Below are 20,991 nucleotides of genomic sequence, written 5' to 3' on the forward strand. Positions count from 1 at the left end.
AAAATCTTGCGCTCAGTGGTACGCGCATTCACAACCGCAGGACAAGCCAGTGGCGTCAATCTGCCGCGCGTGACAGGGCCGCCTGCCGGTAGTGGTGCATATTCAGAAAGGCGGCTCCCGTGCTCAGGCTGCGATACCCATGCGGCTGATCGGCATCAAACCGCAAGCCCTGCCCTGTCTCCAGCGCAACCCAGTCACCGTCCCGCAGCACCTCCATACGCCCCTCAAGCACAAAGACCTCTTCCGTCACGCCCGTATCATGGGGCAGCGACTCATGGCTTTGCCCGGGTTTGAGGCTGACGTGAAATGTTTCTGCGCCCAGGCTTGGGTCATAGGGAAAGACGATTTTGACTGCGATGCTGCCGGGAAACTCGACCGTGCGATAGACTTCACCACTGCGCCCCGAGGGCCGGGTGCTCTCTTCAATCAGCGCCGTCAGAGGGAGGTGGAAGCCTTTGGCGATCTTCCACAGCGTCGCGATCGTCGGGCTGGATTCGCCGCGTTCTATCTGCCCAAGCATCGCCTTGCTGACCCCGGTAAGTTCCGCAGCCCGGGACAAACTCAGACCCGCCGCCGCGCGAATTTCGCGTAAGTTCAACGTGATACTTTCGTCGCTCATGCTGCTCCCCTGACCATTTTGGCCAATGCGGCCCTCATCCACGGGCCATAGAAAAAATGACTTGTGCGTTATAGCGCACGAACTGTAGTGTGCGCTATAACGCACAACGCTTACCCCAGCCCTTGCCCGAGGAAAACCCTGATGCTGCGCAACCTCAAACTCTCTCACCTCGCTGCGGGAGCGATTGTTGTGCTGGTAGGATATACCAGCTCGGTCGCCATCATCTTTCAGGCCATCGAGGCGGTGGGGGCAACGCAGACACAGGCCAATAGCTGGCTGGTGGTTCTGGGGCTGGGTATGGGGCTCACGAGCCTTACCCTTTCCTTGCGGTTTCGCATGCCCATCCTCACGGCATGGTCGACACCGGGTGCCGCACTTCTGGCAACGGGACTGGATGGGGTCTCATTGCCACAAGCGGTGGGGGCCTTCCTGTTTTGTGGCGCACTCCTGACCCTAACGGGGCTCACGGGCTGGTTTGAACGACTGGCAAAACTGATCCCCGACTCGCTTGCAAACGCGCTCCTCGCTGGGATCCTGTTCCAGTTTGGACTCTCGGCGTTCCACGCCCTGAGCGATGATGCAGCACTCGTGGGGGCCATGGGCGTCACCTTTCTGGCGGGCAAAGTCCTTTTCCCGCGCTATGCGATCCCGGTCGTGCTGCTCGTCGGCTGCCTCTGGGCCGCGGGGGCAGGATCGTTTGGCGACCTTGATGCCCTCACCTTCAGCCTCAGCATGCCAGAATTCGTGGCACCAGAGTTCTCACTCCCGGTCCTGATTGGTGTGGGACTGCCGTTGTACGTCGTGACCATGTGTTCGCAAAATATGCCGGGCGTGGTGACATTGCGCAGTGCCGGATACCCGCCCCCGGTCTCTGCCAGCCTTACCGTCACCGGGCTAGCATCCCTGATCCTGTCACCGTTTGGTGGCTTTGCCTTCAACCTGGCCGCCATCACGGCCGCCATCTGTGCCGGACCCGAAGCTGACGAGAATCCCAAGAGCCGCTATCTCTCAAGCGTGATTGCCGGGGTTCTCTACTGTCTGGTGGGCTTGGGTGGCGCGACCGTCATCAGCCTGTTTCTCATCGCCCCAAAGGCCCTGATCGCCACCGTTGCAGGGCTCGCGCTCCTGTCGACCATCGGCAACAGCCTCTCGGCCGCATTGGCTGAAAGCCGGGGGCGCGAGGCCGCGCTGATCACCTTCATGATGACAGTTTCGGGCGTGACTTTTGCGGGAATCGGTGCCGCTTTCTGGGCTCTCCTGATAGGACTTGCTGTCACCCGTCTGACGACGCTGCCACTTCCGCAACCCATCAAGACCTGATGACCTGAACCGCCGCGGTTTTGCAAAACACTGAAATCGCGGCCCCTTGAGTAATTTCGTGACCACAAACCGCCCCGACATGTTGCCTTTACTGCGCGAATAGTGTCCCTGTGGGCAAAAATATAGGGAACCAGCAATATGCCGATGTACCGATCAAGAACCTCCACCCACGGTCGCAACATGGCCGGCGCTCGTGGCCTCTGGCGCGCCACTGGCATGACCGAAAGCGACTTCGGCAAGCCGATCATCGCCATCGTGAACTCCTTCACCCAATTCGTCCCCGGCCACGTTCACCTCAAGGATCTGGGGCAGATGGTGGCCCGTGAGGTTGAGTCCGCTGGCGGTGTGGCCAAGGAGTTCAACACCATCGCTGTGGACGACGGCATCGCCATGGGCCACGATGGCATGCTCTATTCGCTCCCCTCGCGCGAGGTGATCGCGGATTCGGTTGAGTATATGGTCAACGCCCATTGCGCCGACGCGATGGTCTGTATCTCCAACTGCGACAAGATCACCCCCGGCATGATGATGGCCGCAATGCGCCTCAACATCCCGGTGATCTTTGTGTCCGGTGGCCCGATGGAAGCGGGCAAGATCGACATCGACTCCCTTGATGCCAAGAAAATCGACCTCGTGGACGCAATGGTTGCCGCCGCAAGCGACAAGCTGACCGACGAGGAAGTCCAGCACATCGAGGAAAACGCCTGCCCCACATGTGGCTCCTGCTCTGGCATGTTCACCGCAAACTCGATGAACTGTCTGGCCGAAGCCCTTGGGCTTGCGCTGCCCGGCAATGGCTCCACCCTGGCCACCCACTCGGATCGCAAGCAATTGTTCCTCGAGGCGGGGCGCAAGATCGTCGAGATCACCAAGCGCCACTATGAGCAGAACGAAAAAGGCCTGCTGCCGCGCGAAATCGCCACCTTTGAGGCGTTTGAGAACGCCATGAGCCTTGATATTGCCATGGGCGGCTCCACCAATACCGTTTTGCACCTCCTCGCCATCGCGCATGAGGGCAAGGTAGACTTCACCATGCAAGACATCGACCGGCTGAGCCGCAAGGTGCCCTGCCTGTGTAAAGTCGCGCCCAATATCGAGAACGTCCATATGGAGGACGTTCACCGCGCCGGTGGGATCTTCTCGATCCTCGGGGAGCTGTCCCGTGCAGGCCTCCTGCACAATGACGTCCCGACGGTCCACAGCGACAGCATGGGTGAAGCCATCGCCCATTGGGACATCGCTGTGGCGGACAACCAAGCGGCGAAGGACCTCTTCAAGGCCGCTCCCGGCGGAGTGCGTACGACGCAGGCCTTCAGCCAGTCCAACCGCTTCAAGGATCTCGACATCGACCGCAAGGGCGGCGTTATCCGCTCCAAGGAACATGCCTTCAGCCAGGACGGCGGCCTCGCGGTGCTCTTTGGGAATATCGCACTGGATGGCTGCATCGTGAAAACGGCGGGCGTGGACGCCTCGATCCTGAAGTTCACCGGCAAAGCCTATGTCTGCGAGAGCCAGGACCAGGCCGTCAATGATATCCTCACCGGCAAAGTTCAGGCGGGCGATGTAGTTGTCATCCGCTATGAGGGGCCGCGCGGGGGACCGGGCATGCAGGAAATGCTCTACCCAACGTCCTACCTCAAATCCAAGGGGCTCGGAAAAGACTGTGCTCTGTTGACCGATGGGCGTTTCTCCGGCGGCACGTCGGGGCTTTCCATTGGCCACGTCTCGCCCGAAGCCGCCGAAGGTGGCACCATCGGCCTCGTGGAGCATGGCGACACCATCGAGATCGATATCCCCAACCGTTCCATCCATCTGGCGGTGGATGAGGCCACCCTTGCAGCGCGCCGCGCCGCGCAGGATGAGAAAGGCTGGAAACCTGTTGCCAAGCGTAAACGCAAGGTATCAACCGCGCTCAAGGCTTACGCCTTGCTGGCCACATCTGCAGCCAAAGGCGCTGTGCGCCAACTGCCAGACGACGAGTAATCAACGCGGTTGATCGCAACGCAAAGGCCCCTCAAGCGCAAGGCTGAGGGGCCTTTTTTACCTTCGGAGTCAGCGCCACGGGTCACGGGCCGCAGAGCCGCCAATCTGCTTTGTTTTCCAGAAAGCGCAGGCCGGGCACGCGCCCGGCGCTCGGCCCAACTGGATCAGATCATTTTAATGAACGCAGCACAGGCCGGAGCCCTGCCCGCGTGCCCCGTGGATCAATCCCCGAGCTTGGCGTGGAGCTCATCAAGATCGATCTCAGCAATCGGCATCTTGTTTGCAGGGTTTTCAAAATCGTATTTGAAAACCTCGAAATCGCGTTTGTAGATCTCATAAACGAGGTGCATTGACAGATCGTCAAAATAGTCCTCGACCGGATGCGCGCGTTTGGGACCGTGCCCCTCGCTTTCGTTGAACCGGGGGATTGACGCCAGATCGACAGGATGCGGCGTTTCAATCGCATCCAGCACCTGCTGCATGCCTTCGTTGAACTTCTCCGTCCAGATCACCTTGTCGTAGCGGCCTCCGTTGACGATGAATGTCGCCACATGCCCCGAGGTTGCCGACCAGTGAATGTCTGGCTCCATGGGGCGACGCCACCGGATCGTATCCCGCGCAAACAACAAGAAACGCCGAAAACTCTTGATCTGGTCAAACTCCTGCTTGCCATCCTCGCCGCCGACCTCGATGCCGTATTCATACGTCAATTGTGGTACCAGGTTGCCCCGATACCGGCGCCCATTGCGCTGGATGCCGCAGATCTTGTCAAAAAACGAGCTTAGGATCCGAGTGTAGGGATTGCGCACGCAGGTAAACGCATATGCACGGTGCGCTGTCACATTGCTCTCGATCAGGGGCTTGCTCTCGTCTTGCGCCCATTTGTGCAGCCCCGCCGTCGAGTCGTGAATGTCGCCGTCAAAGAACCGCCCGTGATCTGAGTAATACATGATCTGGCCAATGGTCGAACAGGCGCATTTTGGCACCACGCGGTAGACCACGCTCTCACTCTCGGTCATCCAAGTGCCCGGAAATCCCATCTCTCACACTTCCCTTGTGTCGCGTGGGGCAAGAATGCCCTATCTGGCGGTCAATGAAGAACAATCTGGTTTATTCAGCCCTCCTTCCACTTTATCAAGGAAACAGTTCGATAAAACAGGCTATTGCATCCTAACTATGGCAAAAATCGCCTATATTCTGCTCTGTCACAAGGATCCGGAGGCCATCATTCAGCAGGCCAACCGGCTCACTGCGACCGGCGATTTTATGGCGATCCACTTTGATGCCCGTGCCAAGACCCGCGACTATCGTGCTATCCGCTCAGCGCTTTCAGACAATCCCAACGTGACGTTCGCCAAGCGTCGGGTGAAATGTGGTTGGGGCGAATGGTCCTTGGTGCGCGCCACGCTCAATGCGCTGGAGGCAGCTGTCGACGAGTTCCCGCGCGCAACGCATTTTTATATGCTGTCGGGGGATTGCATGGCGATCAAGACGGCGCAATACGCGCGCGCCTTTCTCGATCAGCACGACAAGGATTTCATCGAGAGCTTTGATTTCTTCGAGAGCGACTGGATCAAGACCGGGATGAAGGAGGACCGGCTGATCTATCGCCACTACTTTAACGAACGCACCCAGAAACGCCTGTTCTATGCCGCGTTCGAGCTTCAGAAGAAGCTCAAACTGACGCGGGAGGTGCCCGCCGATATTCAGGTCCAGATCGGCAGCCAATGGTGGTGCCTGCGCCGACGCACCGTCGAAGCTGTGCTTGCGATGACACGCAAACGCCGCGACGTGATGCGCTTTTTTGCCTCGACCTGGATTCCGGATGAGACGTTTTTTCAGACGCTTGTGCGCCACCTCATTCCTGAAGATGAGATCGAAAGTCGCACACTTACGTTTTTAATGTTCAGCGACTACGGCATGCCGGTGAATTTTTATAACGATCACTATGATCTGTTGCTGGGGCAGGATTTCCTGTTTGCGCGCAAAATCAGTCCTGATGCAAAAGAACTGAAAACGCGCCTCGGGCGTCTGTATGCCGCGCGCGATGTGGAGTTCAAAATTTCCAACGAGGGGCGCAACCTTTACAAGTTTCTGTCCGAGCGCGGGCGCACCGGACAGCGTTTTGCACCGCGCTTCTGGGAAACCGAGAGCAGCCTCGGGCGCGAGCGTGAATTGTTGATCCTCACCTGCAAGAAATGGCATGTGGCCAAACGTATGCTGGAGCAGATCCGCACGCTCACCAATACGCCCGCGATCGAGTATCTTTTCCACGAAGAAGGCACGCCCCTGCCCGATCTTGGCGGCATCCAGCGCACCCTCGCCAAACGCACCCGTCATCGGCGCGCCCTGGTGCGGATGCTGTTTGACTATTACGAGACCGACCGGCTGATTATCTGCCTTGATCCGTCCGCGCTCGAACTGATGCATGATTTCTATTCAGACCGGTCCCACACGCGGCTCCTGCGGATCGACTGCGATTTTTCGGACAGCTACCTCATTGGCCACGCGCATCGGGTCGGGCTCGCCGGTGAACATGCGGCCAAGGCAACGCTTGAGCGGCTGCTGCCCGCAATCCGCAACGACATCAGCAATGAAATTGACCAAATCCGCGATGCGGGTTTTGTGCGCCATTGGACGGTCGCGGAACGCGGCCCCGAGAGCGACAACGCTCTTGCGGTTTCACAGTTTCTGGACGTGCCGGTTGAGACCGCCCTTGAGGTGGTGCGCACGCCCTATCTGTTCGCCGACTAGTCAACACTGTTGTCCTTCGAGGCCGCGTATTGCCCAAACGACGGGCCTCAGTCTCACAAACAGAGCGTGCACTCGCAGGGTCACAACCCGTGCTTGGACTTCAACTCGGCGATCACATCAGGGTTGGCTGCCATCCAGGCATCGAATTTTTCCACCACCTCTGAATGTGTAGCGGACGAAAGATGGTAGTTTGAAACCGAGTGCGGCAACCCTTCGTCGAACACGAGGGCTTCGGCCTCCATGCCAATATCAGTCAGAACGCGGCGCACTACGTCCTGATTGGCATATGCACCATCAATCCGTCCAGCAAGCGCCTGGCGCACCATGCCAGAGAAGCTGGAATTTTCAGTTAGCGCGACTGCACCACTCTGAATTCGGTCCATCCAAGCAAACGCAGTAAAGCCCAAGACGGTGCCCAAGCGTTCGATCGACTCCACGGGCTGACCTAGATTTTCGGGTAGAACCATAACACCGTCGATCGCTTCAACCACTGGTGCAGAATAGGTGATGCTCTTGCCTTCCTTGAGGTCGGCAGACCAGAACGCGTTGTCGGGATACTTCAGATCGACGTCCCCGTTGACCATCGCCTGCATAAGCCTGGAGATCGGCAGCGCGCGATAGGTGAGCGTATAGCCCTCGTCCTCGGCAAAACGATTGAGCACATCAGCCCCAAACCCAGAATAGCTATCTCCGTCCCAATAGTAATGTGGGAGGTACTCGATGTTTTCAACGCCGACGACCAAAGTCTCGGCTGAATGGGCCGTGGGGATCCATGACACGGTGGCAAGGCCAAGCGCCGCGATCAGTTTTTTCATTATATCTCTCCGTGATGAGGTCTACGTCAGATCAACGGAGTGTTAGCCGTCTGCGCTTTCGGCCCAATTAATCGGCACAGGACACAGGACCCATATTCACGGCAAAAACCAAGTAGGACTTTCAAACGAAACCGCGCGTTGGAGGATGCGGTTTCGCGTCAAGACTTTCGACCAAACCAGCGCCGCAGGCCACGGGTGCGGTCATCAATCGCATCCCCGGCGGCATAGAATCCATCTTCGACGTTCTCGAACAACGGATCCAACCGATTGCGTTTGAAGCGACGCAGACGCACAAATATCGCCCAGCTCACAGCCGCGAGCAGCACCAGAATACTGATCGAAATCCAATTGATCGGCTTGTCATCCGGTCCCGCCGCCGGAGAGATGGACACCGCATTGGGGAACGATGTCAGAAGCTGACTGCGCCAGCCATAATGCATGATCCGTACCCACTCCGGGTCGTCTTTGGTGGAAATCGCATCATTCGCCTCTGTGTAGAGATTGGCGGTGTCGAATTTGAAATAGGGCGGCCAATTCCAGCCGGTGTCCTCGTTGCGATAGACAATAGCATCGCCATTGGGGCGCACCGCCTGAATGAACTGTACATCGCGATTGAGGAGCGCGGCGCTTTGGCTGTCTGGCGTCGACCAGAACATACGCGTCCAATCGCCCAGCTCCTTGCGCTCTTCATAAGTGTTGACGATGCGCACGACGTCATATTGGGGCAACGTGTAGTGCAGAAAGCTCCCAACAAAGAGCCAGAAGATCAGAATGAAAATCCACTTCACATAGGCCATTTTGCCCCCTCAAACACTGCGCCACCTTATCTAATGTCGGATCTGCGGCGTCGCAAAGCAATGACATAAGGCGAAATTTTGCGGCGACTGAGCCCGAGATCAGGGCTCAGCACCGGCCCGCGTTGGATGCAAGTCCCGCGCGCGCCGGTCAAGGGTTTTATCAGGGATTAGCCCACAACGTTGAACTCGGGCCCGTAGGGATATTTGGTGATATTTTCATTGCCGTCTTCGGTAATGATGAGAATATCATGCTCGCGATAGCCCCCTGCACCAGGTTCGCCGTGAGCAATTGTCAGCATGGGCTCCATCGAGATCACCATGCCCGGCTCCAGCACAGTGTCGATGTCTTCGCGCAGCTCAAGCCCCGCCTCTCGGCCGTAGTAGTGCGACAAAACCCCAAAGGAATGCCCGTAGCCAAACGTGCGATATTGCAGCAGGTCGCGCTCTTCAAAGAAGCGGTTGATCTTATGCGTGATCTCCGCGCAGCTCGCGCCGGGCTTCAGAAGCGACATGCCATATTCATGCGCCGCGACATTGGCCTCCCAGATCTTGAGGCTCGCGGGGTCGACCTCCTGCACAAACATCGTCCGTTCCAGGGCAGTGTAATAGCCCGAAATCATCGGGAATGTATTGAGCGACAGGATGTCTCCACGCTGCAGCTGGCGTGCGGTGACCGGGTTATGCGCTCCATCGGTGTTCAGGCCAGATTGGAACCAAACCCAAGTGTCGCGATACTCCGCATCAGGGAAGCGGCGTGCGATCTCCAGTTCCATTGCGTCCCGCCCGGCCATGGCAACATCGATTTCTCTCACACCGGCCTTTACCGCGTCGCGAATAGCAAACCCGCCCACATCAGCCACCGCAGCACCGGCGCGGATCATCTCGAGCTCTGCCGGTGATTTGTGCATGCGCTGCACCATGGTCGCCTCGTAGAGGTCCACCACTTTTGCAGGGGCGAGGAAATGGTCGAGCTTGCCGCGTTGCAACAGCGTCAGATGATCACCTTCGATGCCGACAACGCGTTGCGCGCCCACCACCGACAGAATAGCCCGCCAGAAGTTGTCACGCTGCCAGTCGGTGTAGGTGATGTTGTCACAAAAACAGCGCCGCCACGGCTGGCCCGCGTCGATCCCCGCACTGATGGTCACCGCCTGATCCGCCGTGACCACCAGCCCATAGGGTCGCCCGAAGGCGCAATAGGTAAACCCCGAGTAATAAGAGATATTGTGCATGGAGGTGAAGACAGCGGCCTCCACTCCCAGATCGGACATGGTGCTGCGCAAGCGCGCGATGCGCTCTTCGTATTCCGCGACAGAGAACTGCAACGGCGCTTTTTCACCGTTATGGAAGCGATACATTTCAGGACGAGCAGTCATGCTGGACCCTCCTTTTGACAAGAAGATCCCGGCGTACAGGATGTTTTTTGAGATGTTGAACCCGTGGCCAAACCACGCGCGACGCCATCGCTGGTTCTGGCGGGATGATGCGAGGAATCTCCGCATGCGGCAAGCGCTTTTTTTCCTTGCCCGAAGCATACTCCGGGCAAGGCAGATCCTCAGGCGGTTATCACCGCAACCAGATCGCTTTCTGGGTCCGCAAGCGGTTCGATCACGTTGAAATGGTGTTTTTCAAAGGCGATGACGTGATCCGCATCCCAGGCTTCCACCAGCCAGATCGCCTGATCAAGAAATGCGGGCCGCTCCGCCCCGCCGACCCAGACGGTCACTTTGGCGTCATAGCGGTTTTGCATCTCGACCGGGCTCTCAGCAATGGCGGCGTCGGCGTCCATCTTGAACTTCTCGTTCATCGAGGTGCGCAGCAATGGACGCAGATCTGAGAGTGGAGAGATCGGCACAACGTTGCGAATACGTGCCCCAACGGCCTCCGGCAGCACTTCGGGGTCAAGCATCCGCGCAACCAGATGCCCCCCGGCGGAGTGGCCCGCCAGAACGATCGGACCATCGATCTCTTTTGCAGCTGCCGTTACAGCCTGCGAAATCTGCTGCGTGATCTCGGAAATGCGCACCTCGGGGCAAAGTTCGTATGACGGCATCGCCACCGCCCATCCTTTTGAGAGCGCCCCAACCGCCAGATGCGACCAGCTCGATTTATCGAATGCCATCCAGTACCCGCCATGCACAAAGACAAACAGCCCCACGGGGGTGCCTTCGGGCAGGAACAAATCAAACTTGTGTCGGTCACCTTCGCCATAAGAAAGGTTCAAGCGCGCCCGGTCCTGCAGACTGTTGCGGAAATCTTCTGCGGAGGCCGCCCAGCGCGGAGGATAGTCTGCGGCTCCTTCGATATAGGCTCCGTTGGCATAGGCGTCGTCGAGTTCCATCATTTTCCCTTAATATGTTAAGCTTATGGACTTATCGGTGTCACTGGACAACATTAGGCCCAACTGCTTTTGATTTGCGAGACTCGAATTTGCGGAGGAACCGATGCTCGACGCGACAACCGACCTGAAATCCCTTCTGGCGGACCCCACCCTGCTGGAAGACCGGGCCTACATCAATGGCGCTTTTGTCGCTGGCGAGGGCACATTTGAAGTGACCAACCCGGCGCGCGGTGATGTGATCGCCAATGTGGCGGATGTCAGCCGCATGCAAGCCCGCGACGCCATTGCAGCAGCACAGGGCGCGCAAAAGGAATGGGCGAAATGGACTGGCAAGGAGCGCGCAGGCGTTCTGCGCAAATGGTTCGACCTGATGATGGCCCATCAGGAAGATCTCGCCGTGATCCTGACGGCTGAAATGGGCAAGCCGCTGGCCGAGGCACGCGGCGAAATCGCCTACGGTGCCTCTTTCATTGAATTCTTTGCCGAAGAGGCCAAGCGCGTCTATGGCGAAACCATTCCTGGTCACCAACGCGACAAACGGATCACCGTGATCAAGCAACCCATTGGCGTTGCCGCTTCGATCACGCCATGGAATTTCCCCAACGCCATGATCACCCGCAAGGCAGGGCCGGCACTGGCGGCCGGCTGTGCCTTTGTGGCGCGCCCGGCCTCTGAAACACCGCTCTCCGCCACCGCACTCGCCGTATTGGCAGAACGCGCGGGCATCCCTGCGGGTGTTTTCAATGTCATCCCCGCTTCGGACGCCTCCGGCATTGGCAAGGAATTCTGCGAGAACCCGATTGTGCGCAAGCTGACGTTTACCGGGTCAACCAACGTCGGTCGAATCCTGCTCCGCCAAGCAGCGGATCAGGTGATGAAATGCTCCATGGAGCTCGGCGGCAACGCACCTTTCATCGTGTTCGATGACGCCGATCTCGATGCGGCGGTCGAGGGCGCCATCATGTGCAAGTTCCGCAATAATGGCCAAACCTGCGTCTGTGCCAACCGGATCTATGTGCAGTCTGGGATCTATGATGCGTTTGCCGCCAAGCTGAAGGAAAAAGTCGAGGCCATGAAGGTCGGAGACGGGCTTGAGGATGGCACGCACTTTGGCCCATTGATCTCTGAGGCTGCAGTCAAGAAGGTCGAAGACCACATCGCGGATGCCATGGACAAGGGTGCCGAGGTAATCCTAGGCGGCGCGCCATCAGAGCTCGGTGGCACCTTCTTTGAACCCACCATCGTGACCGGCGCGACACCGGACATGGCTTTCGCGCAGGATGAGACCTTTGGCCCGCTCGCGCCGCTCTTCAAGTTTGAGACCGAAGACGAGGTGATCGAGATGGCGAATGACACCATCTTTGGCCTTGCATCCTATTTCTATGCCAAGGATCTGAGCCGCGTGTACAAGGTCGCCGAGGCGCTGGAATACGGAATTGTGGGGATCAATACAGGGATTATTTCTACCGAGCTTGCGCCCTTTGGAGGTGTAAAACAATCCGGGCTTGGACGGGAAGGCAGCCATCACGGCATCGAGGACTATCTCGAAATGAAGTACCTCTGCATGTCCGTTTAAACCCCTTGACCGTAAAATGAATCTCAGGCGGCTGGGGGTTCGATCCCGGCCGCCAACGCCCGACACAGACGACCAATTGCATTGTCCCAGGCAGAAACCTCGGCCGCCGTGAGTTCAGCTTGCATGACCTCGCAAAACGCCAGATGCAACGCCCGTTGTGCCGTATACATCTGGTCCAATGTCAGCCCCAGGTGCTTGTGTCGTTGCAACAAGTCATCAACCAGAACCATCATTTCCCGATCTCGTCCGAGACTCTGCATCCCAGTGGTCAGAACGCGGGCAAACATTTCTGTTTGATGCGAGAAATCACGGGTGAACATGACCTCGGCGTCAGGTAGCTCAAGAAACAGATGATGGTAGAACTTTTCTGCCAACGCGGCCTTTTGTGCAAAGACCCTATTAAAGCTGACCTTGATGAGTTGCACTTCAATCTGACGCAGTATCGCCATTCCCATCGCACACCTCGAACATTTTGGAGGGCCGGTTTCCGTCCACGAGGATAGCAATGTTGTGTAAACACCGGCTTACACAGACGTCACGAAACATACAAAAAACCGTTGCGAATAGTTTGCACAGCGCGGGCATGGCCTTGGCATCGATTTCATTCCTACAGGAGCTGCCGATGTCCCTGCGCCTAGTGTGCCTGACCTCCGCCCTCGCGCTGACCGCCGGTTTTGCGCAGGCTGAAAAAGCCTTCAACCGGATCGCGTCTTTCCCCGTCATCAAGAACATGGCCGAAGGTGCCGACCAGAGCCGCGAAAGCTCGCCCGAGATCATCGACGTGACCGCCGATGGCATGACGCTGGTCTATACCGACAGCCCGCTGGGCGCGCTTGGGATGATCGACATCACCGATGCCGCCAACCCGGTGCCCAAAGGCAATATCGCCCTTCCGGGCGAGCCCACCTCGGTCGCAGTGGTCGGTACCATCGCATATGTCGGGGTCAACACCTCGGAGAGCTACACCCAGCCTTCCGGGCAAGTCATGGCCTTTGACACCGCAACAGGCGCGGAACTTGCCTCCTGTGATTTGGGCGGTCAGCCGGACTCCCTCGCAAAATCCAAGGACGGCGCCTTCCTGTCCATCGCAATCGAAAACGAACGCGACGAAGACCTGAATGACGGGATCATTCCGCAATTGCCCGCAGGCAACCTCGTTATGATCAACACCACGCAAGACGGCCTGAACTGCGCCAGCATGAAGATGGTGGATCTGACCGGTCTGGCCGAGATCGCAGGATCGGACCCGGAGCCAGAGTATGTCTCGATCAACAACCTCGACGAGACGGTTGTGACGCTGCAAGAGAACAACCACATGGTCGTCGTGTCCAGGGATGGTGAGATTCTCAGTCACTTCTCCGCAGGCGCCGTGGACCTCGATGGCATTGATGCCACCGACGAGCGCGGTGCACTGATCTTTGACGAAAGCCAGAAGGGGCGCCTGCGCGAACCTGATGCTGTGACCTGGATTGACGCAGATCACTTTGCCACCGCAAACGAGGGGGACTACAACGGCGGTTCGCGCGGTTGGACCATCTTCCACAAAGACGGCTCTGTGGTCTATGACTCTGGCGTTTCTTTTGAGCATGCGATCATCCAGATCGGCCACTACCCGGACAAGCGTTCCGATGCCAAAGGTGTCGAACCGGAATCTGTGACCTTCGCAGAGTTTGACGGCACACCTTTCGTGTTTGTCGGGGCAGAGCGCGCTTCGGTTGTTGGCGTCTATGACGTCACCGACCCGGCAAAACCGGTTCTGACACAGTTGCTGCCCTCTGGTACCGGCCCCGAAGGCTATGTGACCATTCCCGAGCGCGGCCTTCTTGTTTCAGCCAACGAGAAAGACCTCCTCGAAGACGGTGGCGCACGGGCGCATGTGATGCTCTTTGAGCTTCAGGATGGCGCAGCCACATATCCTCATCTGACCTCGGCAGGAGCCAAAGAGCTGATCGGCTGGGGCGCCATCTCCGGCATGGTTGCGGATGAAGACGGTATGATCTGGGCGGTCAATGATAGCTTTTACGGCTTCCAGCCCTCGATCTTCAAGATTGACCCCTCTCAGACCCCAGCGCGCATCACCGATGTGATCCGCATTCATCGCGCCAATGGCGACGCTGCGCAAAAACTCGACCTCGAAGGGATCACGCTTGATGGCGAAGGCGGCTTCTATGTGGCGTCCGAGGGCCGCACGGAACGCGCGATCCCGCACGCGATCTATCACGTCAGCGCCGAGGGCCTGATCAAAACCAACAAGGGTGAAATCGCGATCCCCGCAGAGCTGCAGTCCGTCGAGAAGCGCTTTGGCTTTGAAGGCATCACCAAGGTTGGCAACACGCTCTGGATGGCGGTGCAGCGTGAGTGGAAAGACGATCCCGAAAACCATGTAAAGCTGGTTTCCTACAATCTGGATACCAAGGAATGGGGCGCCGTTCTTTATCCAAAGGCAGCGCCGGCCACCGGCTGGGTTGGTCTGTCGGAAATCGTGGCGCATGGCGATCATGTCTATGTGATTGAGCGCGACAACCAGCATGATGACCGCGCAGTCACCAAGAAGATCTATCGCATTGCGCTCTCGGATATGGTTCCTGCCCCGCTTGGCAGCGATCTCCCTGTCGTGACAAAGGAAGAGGTCCGCGACCTGCTGCCTGACCTGAAATCCACCGGCGGCTATGTGCTCGACAAGGTTGAAGGTTTGGCCATCCTGGCAGACGGCACCGCTTGGGTGTCGACCGACAATGACGGTGTCGATGACAGCTCTGGCGAGACGATGTTCTGGTCGTTCAAGGTCGACTGATCCGACCCGCGATCTGTCCGGCGCCTGCCATCATGGCGCCGACGTCGCCGCACAGCAAAGGGGTCCCTAGCGGGGCCTCTTTTTTGCATCTTACGTCGCGCGCAATTCGCAGCTGCGTGCTTTTCTTTGCACAATCGCTTCGCTATCAGGTTCATGCCTCATCATGAGGCGATATTCTCAGGGCAGGGTGAAAGTCCCTACCGGTGGTCACAGCCCACGAGCGGCCCTTGGTTTGACAAGGGTGACAGCAGACCCGGCGCAATTCCGGGGCCGACGGTTACAGTCCGGATGAAAGAGAATGGAGAGACCCGCGCCCTTCGCCATGTGCAGGAGGGCTTTGGGTCTATTCGTTTGCCTTGGGTCAATTGCGGACCGAGGAAAGGACAACACGCAGATGACTCAATCGCTTCCTACCCCGCTCAAGGCGGCTGGCCTCATGGTCATCGCCGGAGCCTGCTTTGCGCTGGTGAACACCGCACTGCAATCGGCCACGATGCTGCATGGGGCCTCTGCTCCGATGGTGACCTTCTGGCAGTATCTGATCGCGCTTCTGTTTTACATCCCATGGATCTGGCGCAACTGGACTGCCGTTCTGTCGACCCGGCAAATGATCACCCATGTGATCCGGGTCGTGCTGGCCGTTGCCGGTGTGCAACTCTGGACGCTTGGGCTGGCCCATGTGCCAATCTGGCAGGCGATTGCCTTGATCTTGCTTTCGCCCTTTTTTGTCACCATCGGCGCGGGTCTTTTCCTCGGCGAAGATGTTTCCTTGCACCGCTGGGGCGCTGTTGTTGTGGGCATCTTTGGTGGCATGGTGATCCTGGCCCCGTGGTCAGATCGCTTCCAGATCGCGGCCCTTCTGCCAGTCGCTGCGGCGGCCTTTTGGGCTGCGAGTTCCGTTGTGACCAAGCACCTCACACGGCGCGATAGCACCGAGACGGTCACGATCTATCTGCTGCTGCTCCTCAGCCCTGCAAATGCGCTCCTGTCACTTGGTGGCGGCTTTGCACTGCCAGAAGGCACTATCTGGCTTGTGATTGGCGCGGGACTGTTGACGGCTCTGGCGCAGCATAGCCTGGTGCGGGCCTACACGCTGGCAGACGCAGCGTTCCTTCAACCCTTTGATCACCTGAAACTGGTCTTCAACGTGGGGCTGGGCGCAGTTGTCTTTGGGTTCTTGCCGGATGGCAACATGTGGCTGGGCACCGCGCTGATCATTGTTGCAAGCGCCTATCTGCTGAACAGAGAGGCCCGTGCTAAACCGGGTTCAGCCGCGCAAAACGCCTGAGACCATCTCGGCAAATGGGGCGCGGGCCTGAACCTTAGCCGTACTCAGCACGCTGGCATCGTAATATCGCCCCCAGGCGTCGTGCGTACATCCCATCAGGGACGCAGCTCCCAAGAGCTGCGTCACCACGCCCAATGCCCCGGCAACGCCTTTGCCCTCCCAGCGCTCGGTGGCTTGCACGGTGGCGACGAGGCTTTCAAACAAGGTCGCAAAAGACGTACCTCCGTCACGTGGCAGCGCCTGATCCAAGAGCTCTCGCAGCACGATCTGGGCCGAGGCGCAATCCGCCTGCAGCGCCGATTGGTAAGCTGCAAAGAACGTCTCCAGTTGCTCTTCTGGCGGGCGGTCATCTTCCATCGCATCAAACAGCAGTTGAAGTACCGACGACGCAGCCTGTTCAACCGCCAAAGCATAGAGCGCGTTCTTGCTCCCAAAATGGTGCAACAGCGCCTGTTTGCTGAGGCCGAGTTCCTGTGCGATGGCTGAGATGGAGGCCCCGGCATACCCATGTGCCGCAAACAAGCGGCAAGCGCTTTCGATCAACTGTGTGCGGGTACTGGTAGATGTCATCTCGGCCAGGGTCATACATCCATTAAGGCAGGCATTCTGCCGCAGGACAACCTACCGCTTGGTAAATAACGTAAATCCATGAATAAAAAGAGCTCCCGTCTAACCAGCCGGGAGCCCTCGGAATAGGACGCAACTCGCATCCTGCGTCAGATCAGTTCACGGTCGAGCCCGAAATTTCCTTGGGCTTGGACGCCGCAGCGGAGGAAATCTCGATCCGGCGCGGCTTCAGCGCCTCAGGCACTTCTCGCACGAGATCGATATGGAGCATGCCGTCGCCGTGGCTGGCGCCCTGCACCCGCACATGATCTGCAAGGGTGAAACGGCGTTCAAAGGCTCGGGTTGCAATCCCGCGATGCAGGTAGGTGCGCTCGCCGTTCTCTTCGGACTTGCGCGCGGACACGACCAGGGCGTGCTCTTTTACCTCGACGTTCAACTCGTCTTCGGAAAAGCCCGCGACAGCGATCGAGATGCGGTAGGCATCGTCCGAGGTTTTTTCAATGTTGTATGGGGGGTAGCTTGGCTGCTGGAGATCCGAGCTCATCACCCGGTCCATTAAATCGGCAATCTGGTCGAAGCCGACAGTTGCACGGTGCAGCGGAGCAAAATCAAACGTACGCATGGTTCATCCTCATCTTTGAGCGATAACTGCTATAAAGCCCTCCCAACACGGGACGGGTGGATTGATCCAAGGCCCAGTCTTTGGCGCCTTGGGTACCTCCCATGTATGAAGGGTCATTTTTGTTTCAAGAGGGGGCGAATTCAGTTGGAAATGAATTTTGCACCAATGTCGCTGCGGCGCGGTTCCCCGACCTGAACGCGACCAACCCCCTGAGGCATCCGGCTGCCGACATGGGCCCCGGTCAGCTGTGACTGCAAAAGCGCCAGTTCCTCGGCCAGCGACGCGCCCAGAGAAACGGCAGAACCCTCGACACGCGCCTTGGCTGAGACCACCGATACGATCCGCGGGCGTCCAGCGTCAAACGAAAACACAGGGGCGCCAGAGGCCCCGAAGTCCACGTCACAGGACATCACCAGGACACCATCCTGACGAGCAATCACCTTGCAGACCTCTTGGAGCGAGGGCGCCTCGGAGCGGTCCTGCGCGTAGGACACCACACCGACCCGGGCCCCCTCGCGGGGGCGCGCGTCGGTTTCAAATGGCGTGACGGTAGTGTTGCGAATGGGGCGTTGCAGTTGCAACAGGGCAATGTCGTTCCGGACTCGTTTTGCCGACAGTGTCCCGTCATAGACATAGCGCGGATGCAGGACCGCCCGCTTCACCGCGCGATAGGCCGAGGCTCGGCCGTTGCGCCATCCCGCCAAAAACTCGATTGAGGTCGGGTCGATCTGGGCCATGGTGTCGCGATCATAAAGGCAATGCGCCGCCGTCAGCACGATATCCGGAGCAATCAAGGCCCCGGTGCAGAACCCCTCGCCCGCACGATCCAGCCGCCCTACCGCTTCCCAGTCTCGGCCTGCATCTGTGGTTTCAAGACTTTTAAGACGCGTATCATTGCCGCGCAGTGTTGTGCCCGCCACCGCAGCAGCAGACAACACGCATAAAACACCACTAACAATCAATTTCTTAATCGGCAGCACGGGCAAACTCCACATCCCCTATGCGACAGCCTAGCCAACGCTTCGGGCAAAAGTTGGGCGCAGAAGGACGATTCCGCGCGCCTTTCTGTGATGCCGCCTGTGCAGCTTCAGCGCAAGATGGGAACTGAGGGTCGGCTGCGCTCCGCCGTGAGAGCGGGTGGCTGAGGGCCTCCGGTTGCCCAGTCCAAGAGCTCCACAGTGTGCACGATCGGGATCTCGGTGCCAGATCCGATTTGCATCATGCACCCGATGTTCCCCGCAGAGATGATGTCGGGATTTTTCGCCTCAAGCGTGCGCAGCTTGCGTGCCTTTAGTTGTGCGGAAATCTCCGGCTGCAGCAGATTATAGGTCCCTGCAGAGCCGCAGCACAGATGGCTGTCGGCTGGTTCAACCACTCGAAAGCCCGCGCGTTTCAGCAGCGTCTTGGGATGCGTCTTGATCTGTTGGCCATGCTGCAGCGAACAGGCGGCGTGATAGGCGACCGTCAGCCCCTTATCCTCAGCCTCTGGCATTTCAAGCTGCATCAGCAACTCGGAGATATCCATCGCCAGGTTCGACACAGTTGCCGCATCCTGTGCCAGCGCATCATTGCGGAACATGTGGCCGTAGTCCTTGACCGTGGTACCACAGCCCGATGTGTTGATGACAATCGCATCAAGGCCCTTGCCGTTCTTCTCTGCCATCCACGCGCGGATGTTCTTGGCGGCGGTTGCGTGGCTTTCGTCCTCACGCCCCATGTGATGCGTCAGAGCCCCGCAACAGCCGGCCCCGTCCGCCACAACCACCTCGCACCCCAAACGCCGAAGGAGCCGGATGGTGGCGTCATTGATATCCGTATTGAGCGCCTTTTGCGCGCAGCCCGTCATAAGCGCCACGCGTTTCACTTGCCGCCCTTCCGGCGCAAAACTCTGCGGGTCGTCATTGCGGCTCACCGGGGGGATGACCTTTGGCGCCATCTCCAGCATCGCCCGCAGCCTTGGGTCAGGCATCAGTCCCCGGAAGGGACGCGCAATCTTTGCTCCCAACAGCGCGAGGCGAAACCGCGTGGGATAGGGCAGGATGCGCGCCAGGATCCACCGCAGTGCCCGATCACCAAAGGGGCGTTTGTAATGCTTGTCGATATAGGCACGCGCGTGATCCACAAGATGCATGTAATGCACGCCCGATGGACAAGTGGTCATACAAGCAAGGCACGACAGGCATCTGTCGATATGCTTTACGGTTTTCTCATCCGGCACGCGCTCGTTCTCGAGCATATCCTTGATGAGGTAAATCCGGCCTCTCGGGCTGTCCAACTCGTCCCCGAGCACTTGATAGGTCGGACAGGTCGCCGTACAAAAACCACAGTGCACACAGGTGCGCAGGATCTCGTTGGCCCGCTGCGTACCGGGGTCCTGCAATTGCGCGTCGGTGAAACTCGTTTGCATTGTCTTACCCCATCAAACCCGGATTGAAGATCCCACGCGGATCAAATTGCTGCCGCAGCCCAGCTGAAATCGCCGCCAAAGGCGCAGGCTCCGGGTGATGCCGCGCCAGCGGGCTGCGCCCCTCGGACCGGATCAAGGTGGCGTGACCCGCTACCGTCATCCGCTGACGCAGATCGACGCCTTTTGGCATGACGGCCCAGATCAGCCCCCCGCCCCAATCACAGAAACACCGCGTCGCCCCAAGCGCCGGGATCAAGGCCACCGCATCCGAGGGTTTGACGGACAGTCGCCAGACGTCACCCTCCACCCCAGCCAGGGCCTTGAGATCGCGAATATCGCGCCAGAGCTCTTCGGAGCCTGAAACCTCCTCCACTTCCCCGAAAGGAGCAAGCAGCGCGCGCAGGGCTTCTGCACGATAGCGCACCGCGCCCTCAAAACCCTCAAGGCGCACATATGCGACCCGTTCAGTCGGATCATATGCCGCCCCAGTCACGTCATAGGGCGACCCAAGTGCTGCCGACAAGGCGGCAACCCCCTCTGGCAGATCCACACCCCGCACCGCGAGTGTGGTTTGTGTTTCCGCGCAGGGCAGCACTTTGAGAGAGACTTCGGTCAGCACACCCAAGGTGCCATGTGCGCCCGCCATCAGTTTGACGAGGTCGTAGCCCGTGACGTTTTTCATGACCCGGCCGCCGTTGCTCAGTACCTCGCCGCGCCCGTCTACAAACCGCACGCCCAGAAGAAAATCTCGTGCAGCGCCACATTGAATACGCCGTGGACCCGAGGCATTGGTGGCAAATGCGCCGCCAATGGTCGGCGCGCCTCCCGTACCGAGAAGCCCGCGCAGATCCAGAGGTTCGAAAGCAAGGCGCTGGTTCTCTGCCGCCAACAAGGTTTCGATCTCCGCCACCGGCGTCCCCGCACCGACCACCAGCGTCAGCGCGCCCGGCTCATAAAGTTTCACGCCCGACAGTCCCTGCGTCGTCAACACCTCTCCGGGGACAGACACACCCCGGGTGCCCCCACCCTGTATGCATAGAGGCTCATGCGCTCCGGCAATGATGTCGGCAAGCTCTGCCTCGCTCTGCGCTGTCATCATTTCACCTTT

18 protein-coding genes and 1 riboswitch are annotated in these 20,991 nt (G+C 58.8%); of the genes, 6 read left to right on the plus strand and 12 right to left on the minus strand.

Translation table 11 applies throughout. From position 1 onward, the window contains the following. Positions 1-55: 55 nt before the first annotated feature. A complete protein-coding gene (locus TM1040_RS16850) occupies positions 56-619 on the minus strand; it encodes a helix-turn-helix domain-containing protein (RefSeq protein ID WP_011539803.1) in 564 nt (187 codons plus the stop codon). Positions 620-760: 141 nt separating this feature from the next. Between TM1040_RS16850 and TM1040_RS16855 the strand changes: the two genes are divergently transcribed. Then, on the plus strand, positions 761-1,939 hold the full coding sequence (locus TM1040_RS16855; RefSeq protein WP_011539804.1) for a benzoate/H(+) symporter BenE family transporter: 1,179 nt from the start codon (positions 761-763) through the stop codon (positions 1,937-1,939). A 138-nt stretch (positions 1,940-2,077) separates the two neighbouring features. Beyond that, entirely contained in the window at positions 2,078-3,922 is a 1,845-nt protein-coding gene (gene ilvD / locus TM1040_RS16860; RefSeq protein ID WP_011539805.1) for a dihydroxy-acid dehydratase, read from the plus strand. Positions 3,923-4,143: 221 nt separating this feature from the next. Here the strand turns inward: ilvD and TM1040_RS16865 are convergent, their stop codons facing one another. Beyond that, complete coding sequence (locus TM1040_RS16865; protein ID WP_011539806.1) at positions 4,144-4,962, minus strand: sulfotransferase family protein; 819 nt, start codon at positions 4,960-4,962, stop codon at positions 4,144-4,146. Between the two features lie 136 nt (positions 4,963-5,098). Here TM1040_RS16865 and TM1040_RS16870 point away from each other — a divergent pair, with 136 nt between their 5' ends. Beyond that, positions 5,099-6,676: a DUF5928 domain-containing protein gene (locus tag TM1040_RS16870; RefSeq protein WP_011539807.1), complete on the plus strand. Its 1,578-nt coding sequence runs from the start codon at positions 5,099-5,101 to the stop codon at positions 6,674-6,676. Between the two features lie 80 nt (positions 6,677-6,756). Here the strand turns inward: TM1040_RS16870 and TM1040_RS16875 are convergent, their stop codons facing one another. The 4 genes from TM1040_RS16875 to TM1040_RS16890 form a co-directional block, all read right to left on the minus strand. Then, a complete protein-coding gene (locus TM1040_RS16875) occupies positions 6,757-7,491 on the minus strand; it encodes a substrate-binding periplasmic protein (RefSeq protein ID WP_011539808.1) in 735 nt (244 codons plus the stop codon). Between the two features lie 158 nt (positions 7,492-7,649). Continuing rightward, positions 7,650-8,288, minus strand: a complete 639-nt coding sequence (locus tag TM1040_RS16880) for a DUF1523 family protein (RefSeq protein WP_011539809.1) — start codon at positions 8,286-8,288, stop codon at positions 7,650-7,652. A gap of 167 nt (positions 8,289-8,455) precedes the next feature. Continuing rightward, complete coding sequence (locus tag TM1040_RS16885; RefSeq protein WP_011539810.1) at positions 8,456-9,664, minus strand: aminopeptidase P family protein; 1,209 nt, start codon at positions 9,662-9,664, stop codon at positions 8,456-8,458. Between the two features lie 179 nt (positions 9,665-9,843). Further along, positions 9,844-10,629, minus strand: a complete 786-nt coding sequence (locus TM1040_RS16890; RefSeq protein ID WP_011539811.1) for an alpha/beta hydrolase — start codon at positions 10,627-10,629, stop codon at positions 9,844-9,846. A gap of 103 nt (positions 10,630-10,732) precedes the next feature. On the opposite strand from TM1040_RS16890, the gene TM1040_RS16895 reads away from it, so the two are divergent. Then, positions 10,733-12,205 carry an NAD-dependent succinate-semialdehyde dehydrogenase gene (locus TM1040_RS16895; RefSeq protein ID WP_011539812.1) on the plus strand — a complete coding sequence of 491 codons (1,473 nt, stop codon included), beginning with the start codon at positions 10,733-10,735 and terminating at the stop codon, positions 12,203-12,205. 23 nt (positions 12,206-12,228) lie between these two features. Here the strand turns inward: TM1040_RS16895 and TM1040_RS16900 are convergent, their stop codons facing one another. Continuing rightward, the gene (locus TM1040_RS16900; protein ID WP_254658839.1) at positions 12,229-12,654 is read right to left on the minus strand and encodes a globin; all 426 of its coding nucleotides are present in this window, start codon (positions 12,652-12,654) and stop codon (positions 12,229-12,231) included. A 173-nt stretch (positions 12,655-12,827) separates the two neighbouring features. Here TM1040_RS16900 and TM1040_RS16905 point away from each other — a divergent pair, with 173 nt between their 5' ends. Together TM1040_RS16905 and TM1040_RS16910 are read left to right on the plus strand one after the other, a co-directional pair. Next, positions 12,828-14,999 carry an esterase-like activity of phytase family protein gene (locus TM1040_RS16905; RefSeq protein WP_011539814.1) on the plus strand — a complete coding sequence of 724 codons (2,172 nt, stop codon included), beginning with the start codon at positions 12,828-12,830 and terminating at the stop codon, positions 14,997-14,999. A 169-nt stretch (positions 15,000-15,168) separates the two neighbouring features. After that, a riboswitch (FMN riboswitch) is annotated at positions 15,169-15,303 on the plus strand. Between the two features lie 90 nt (positions 15,304-15,393). Next, complete coding sequence (locus TM1040_RS16910) at positions 15,394-16,287, plus strand: DMT family transporter (RefSeq protein WP_011539815.1); 894 nt, start codon at positions 15,394-15,396, stop codon at positions 16,285-16,287. On the opposite strand, the gene TM1040_RS16915 is transcribed toward TM1040_RS16910, so the two are convergent. From TM1040_RS16915 to TM1040_RS16935, 5 genes are all read right to left on the minus strand, one after another. Further along, positions 16,267-16,857 (minus strand): TetR/AcrR family transcriptional regulator, encoded by a 591-nt coding sequence (locus TM1040_RS16915; RefSeq protein WP_254658840.1) that lies wholly within the window; start codon positions 16,855-16,857, stop codon positions 16,267-16,269. The two genes, TM1040_RS16910 and TM1040_RS16915, sit on opposite strands and share 21 nt — an antisense overlap. 151 nt (positions 16,858-17,008) lie before the next feature. Continuing rightward, a complete protein-coding gene (locus tag TM1040_RS16920) occupies positions 17,009-17,476 on the minus strand; it encodes an Hsp20 family protein (RefSeq protein WP_011539817.1) in 468 nt (155 codons plus the stop codon). A gap of 140 nt (positions 17,477-17,616) precedes the next feature. Beyond that, on the minus strand, positions 17,617-18,471 hold the full coding sequence (locus TM1040_RS16925; protein ID WP_011539818.1) for a trypsin-like serine peptidase: 855 nt from the start codon (positions 18,469-18,471) through the stop codon (positions 17,617-17,619). A gap of 92 nt (positions 18,472-18,563) precedes the next feature. Beyond that, positions 18,564-19,883: a glycolate oxidase subunit GlcF gene (gene glcF, locus TM1040_RS16930; RefSeq protein WP_011539819.1), complete on the minus strand. Its 1,320-nt coding sequence runs from the start codon at positions 19,881-19,883 to the stop codon at positions 18,564-18,566. Positions 19,884-19,887: 4 nt separating this feature from the next. Then, on the minus strand, positions 19,888-20,979 hold the full coding sequence (locus tag TM1040_RS16935; protein ID WP_011539820.1) for an FAD-binding protein: 1,092 nt from the start codon (positions 20,977-20,979) through the stop codon (positions 19,888-19,890). Positions 20,980-20,991 lie beyond the last annotated feature (12 nt).

It is taken from the genome of Ruegeria sp. TM1040 (genome assembly GCF_000014065.1).
In the GTDB taxonomy this organism is placed as follows: Bacteria; Pseudomonadota; Alphaproteobacteria; order Rhodobacterales; family Rhodobacteraceae; genus Epibacterium.

What these genes read in the sequence shown, in the direction of transcription:
- TM1040_RS16870 (WP_011539807.1), top strand. Translation starts at nt 5,099, where the DNA reads ATGGCAAAAATCGCCTATATTCTGCTCTGTCACAAGGATCCGGAGGCC.
- TM1040_RS16915 (WP_254658840.1), bottom strand. Translation starts at nt 16,857, where the DNA reads ATGACATCTACCAGTACCCGCACACAGTTGATCGAAAGCGCTTGCCGC.
- TM1040_RS16920 (WP_011539817.1), bottom strand. Translation starts at nt 17,476, where the DNA reads ATGCGTACGTTTGATTTTGCTCCGCTGCACCGTGCAACTGTCGGCTTC.
- TM1040_RS16910 (WP_011539815.1), top strand. Translation starts at nt 15,394, where the DNA reads ATGACTCAATCGCTTCCTACCCCGCTCAAGGCGGCTGGCCTCATGGTC.
- glcF (WP_011539819.1), bottom strand. Translation starts at nt 19,883, where the DNA reads ATGCAAACGAGTTTCACCGACGCGCAATTGCAGGACCCCGGTACGCAG.
- TM1040_RS16885 (WP_011539810.1), bottom strand. Translation starts at nt 9,664, where the DNA reads ATGACTGCTCGTCCTGAAATGTATCGCTTCCATAACGGTGAAAAAGCG.
- TM1040_RS16925 (WP_011539818.1), bottom strand. Translation starts at nt 18,471, where the DNA reads ATGTGGAGTTTGCCCGTGCTGCCGATTAAGAAATTGATTGTTAGTGGT.
- ilvD (WP_011539805.1), top strand. Translation starts at nt 2,078, where the DNA reads ATGCCGATGTACCGATCAAGAACCTCCACCCACGGTCGCAACATGGCC.
- TM1040_RS16900 (WP_254658839.1), bottom strand. Translation starts at nt 12,654, where the DNA reads ATGGCGATACTGCGTCAGATTGAAGTGCAACTCATCAAGGTCAGCTTT.
- TM1040_RS16850 (WP_011539803.1), bottom strand. Translation starts at nt 619, where the DNA reads ATGAGCGACGAAAGTATCACGTTGAACTTACGCGAAATTCGCGCGGCG.
- TM1040_RS16890 (WP_011539811.1), bottom strand. Translation starts at nt 10,629, where the DNA reads ATGGAACTCGACGACGCCTATGCCAACGGAGCCTATATCGAAGGAGCC.
- TM1040_RS16880 (WP_011539809.1), bottom strand. Translation starts at nt 8,288, where the DNA reads ATGGCCTATGTGAAGTGGATTTTCATTCTGATCTTCTGGCTCTTTGTT.
- TM1040_RS16875 (WP_011539808.1), bottom strand. Translation starts at nt 7,491, where the DNA reads ATGAAAAAACTGATCGCGGCGCTTGGCCTTGCCACCGTGTCATGGATC.
- TM1040_RS16865 (WP_011539806.1), bottom strand. Translation starts at nt 4,962, where the DNA reads ATGGGATTTCCGGGCACTTGGATGACCGAGAGTGAGAGCGTGGTCTAC.
- TM1040_RS16935 (WP_011539820.1), bottom strand. Translation starts at nt 20,979, where the DNA reads ATGACAGCGCAGAGCGAGGCAGAGCTTGCCGACATCATTGCCGGAGCG.
- TM1040_RS16895 (WP_011539812.1), top strand. Translation starts at nt 10,733, where the DNA reads ATGCTCGACGCGACAACCGACCTGAAATCCCTTCTGGCGGACCCCACC.
- TM1040_RS16905 (WP_011539814.1), top strand. Translation starts at nt 12,828, where the DNA reads ATGTCCCTGCGCCTAGTGTGCCTGACCTCCGCCCTCGCGCTGACCGCC.
- TM1040_RS16855 (WP_011539804.1), top strand. Translation starts at nt 761, where the DNA reads ATGCTGCGCAACCTCAAACTCTCTCACCTCGCTGCGGGAGCGATTGTT.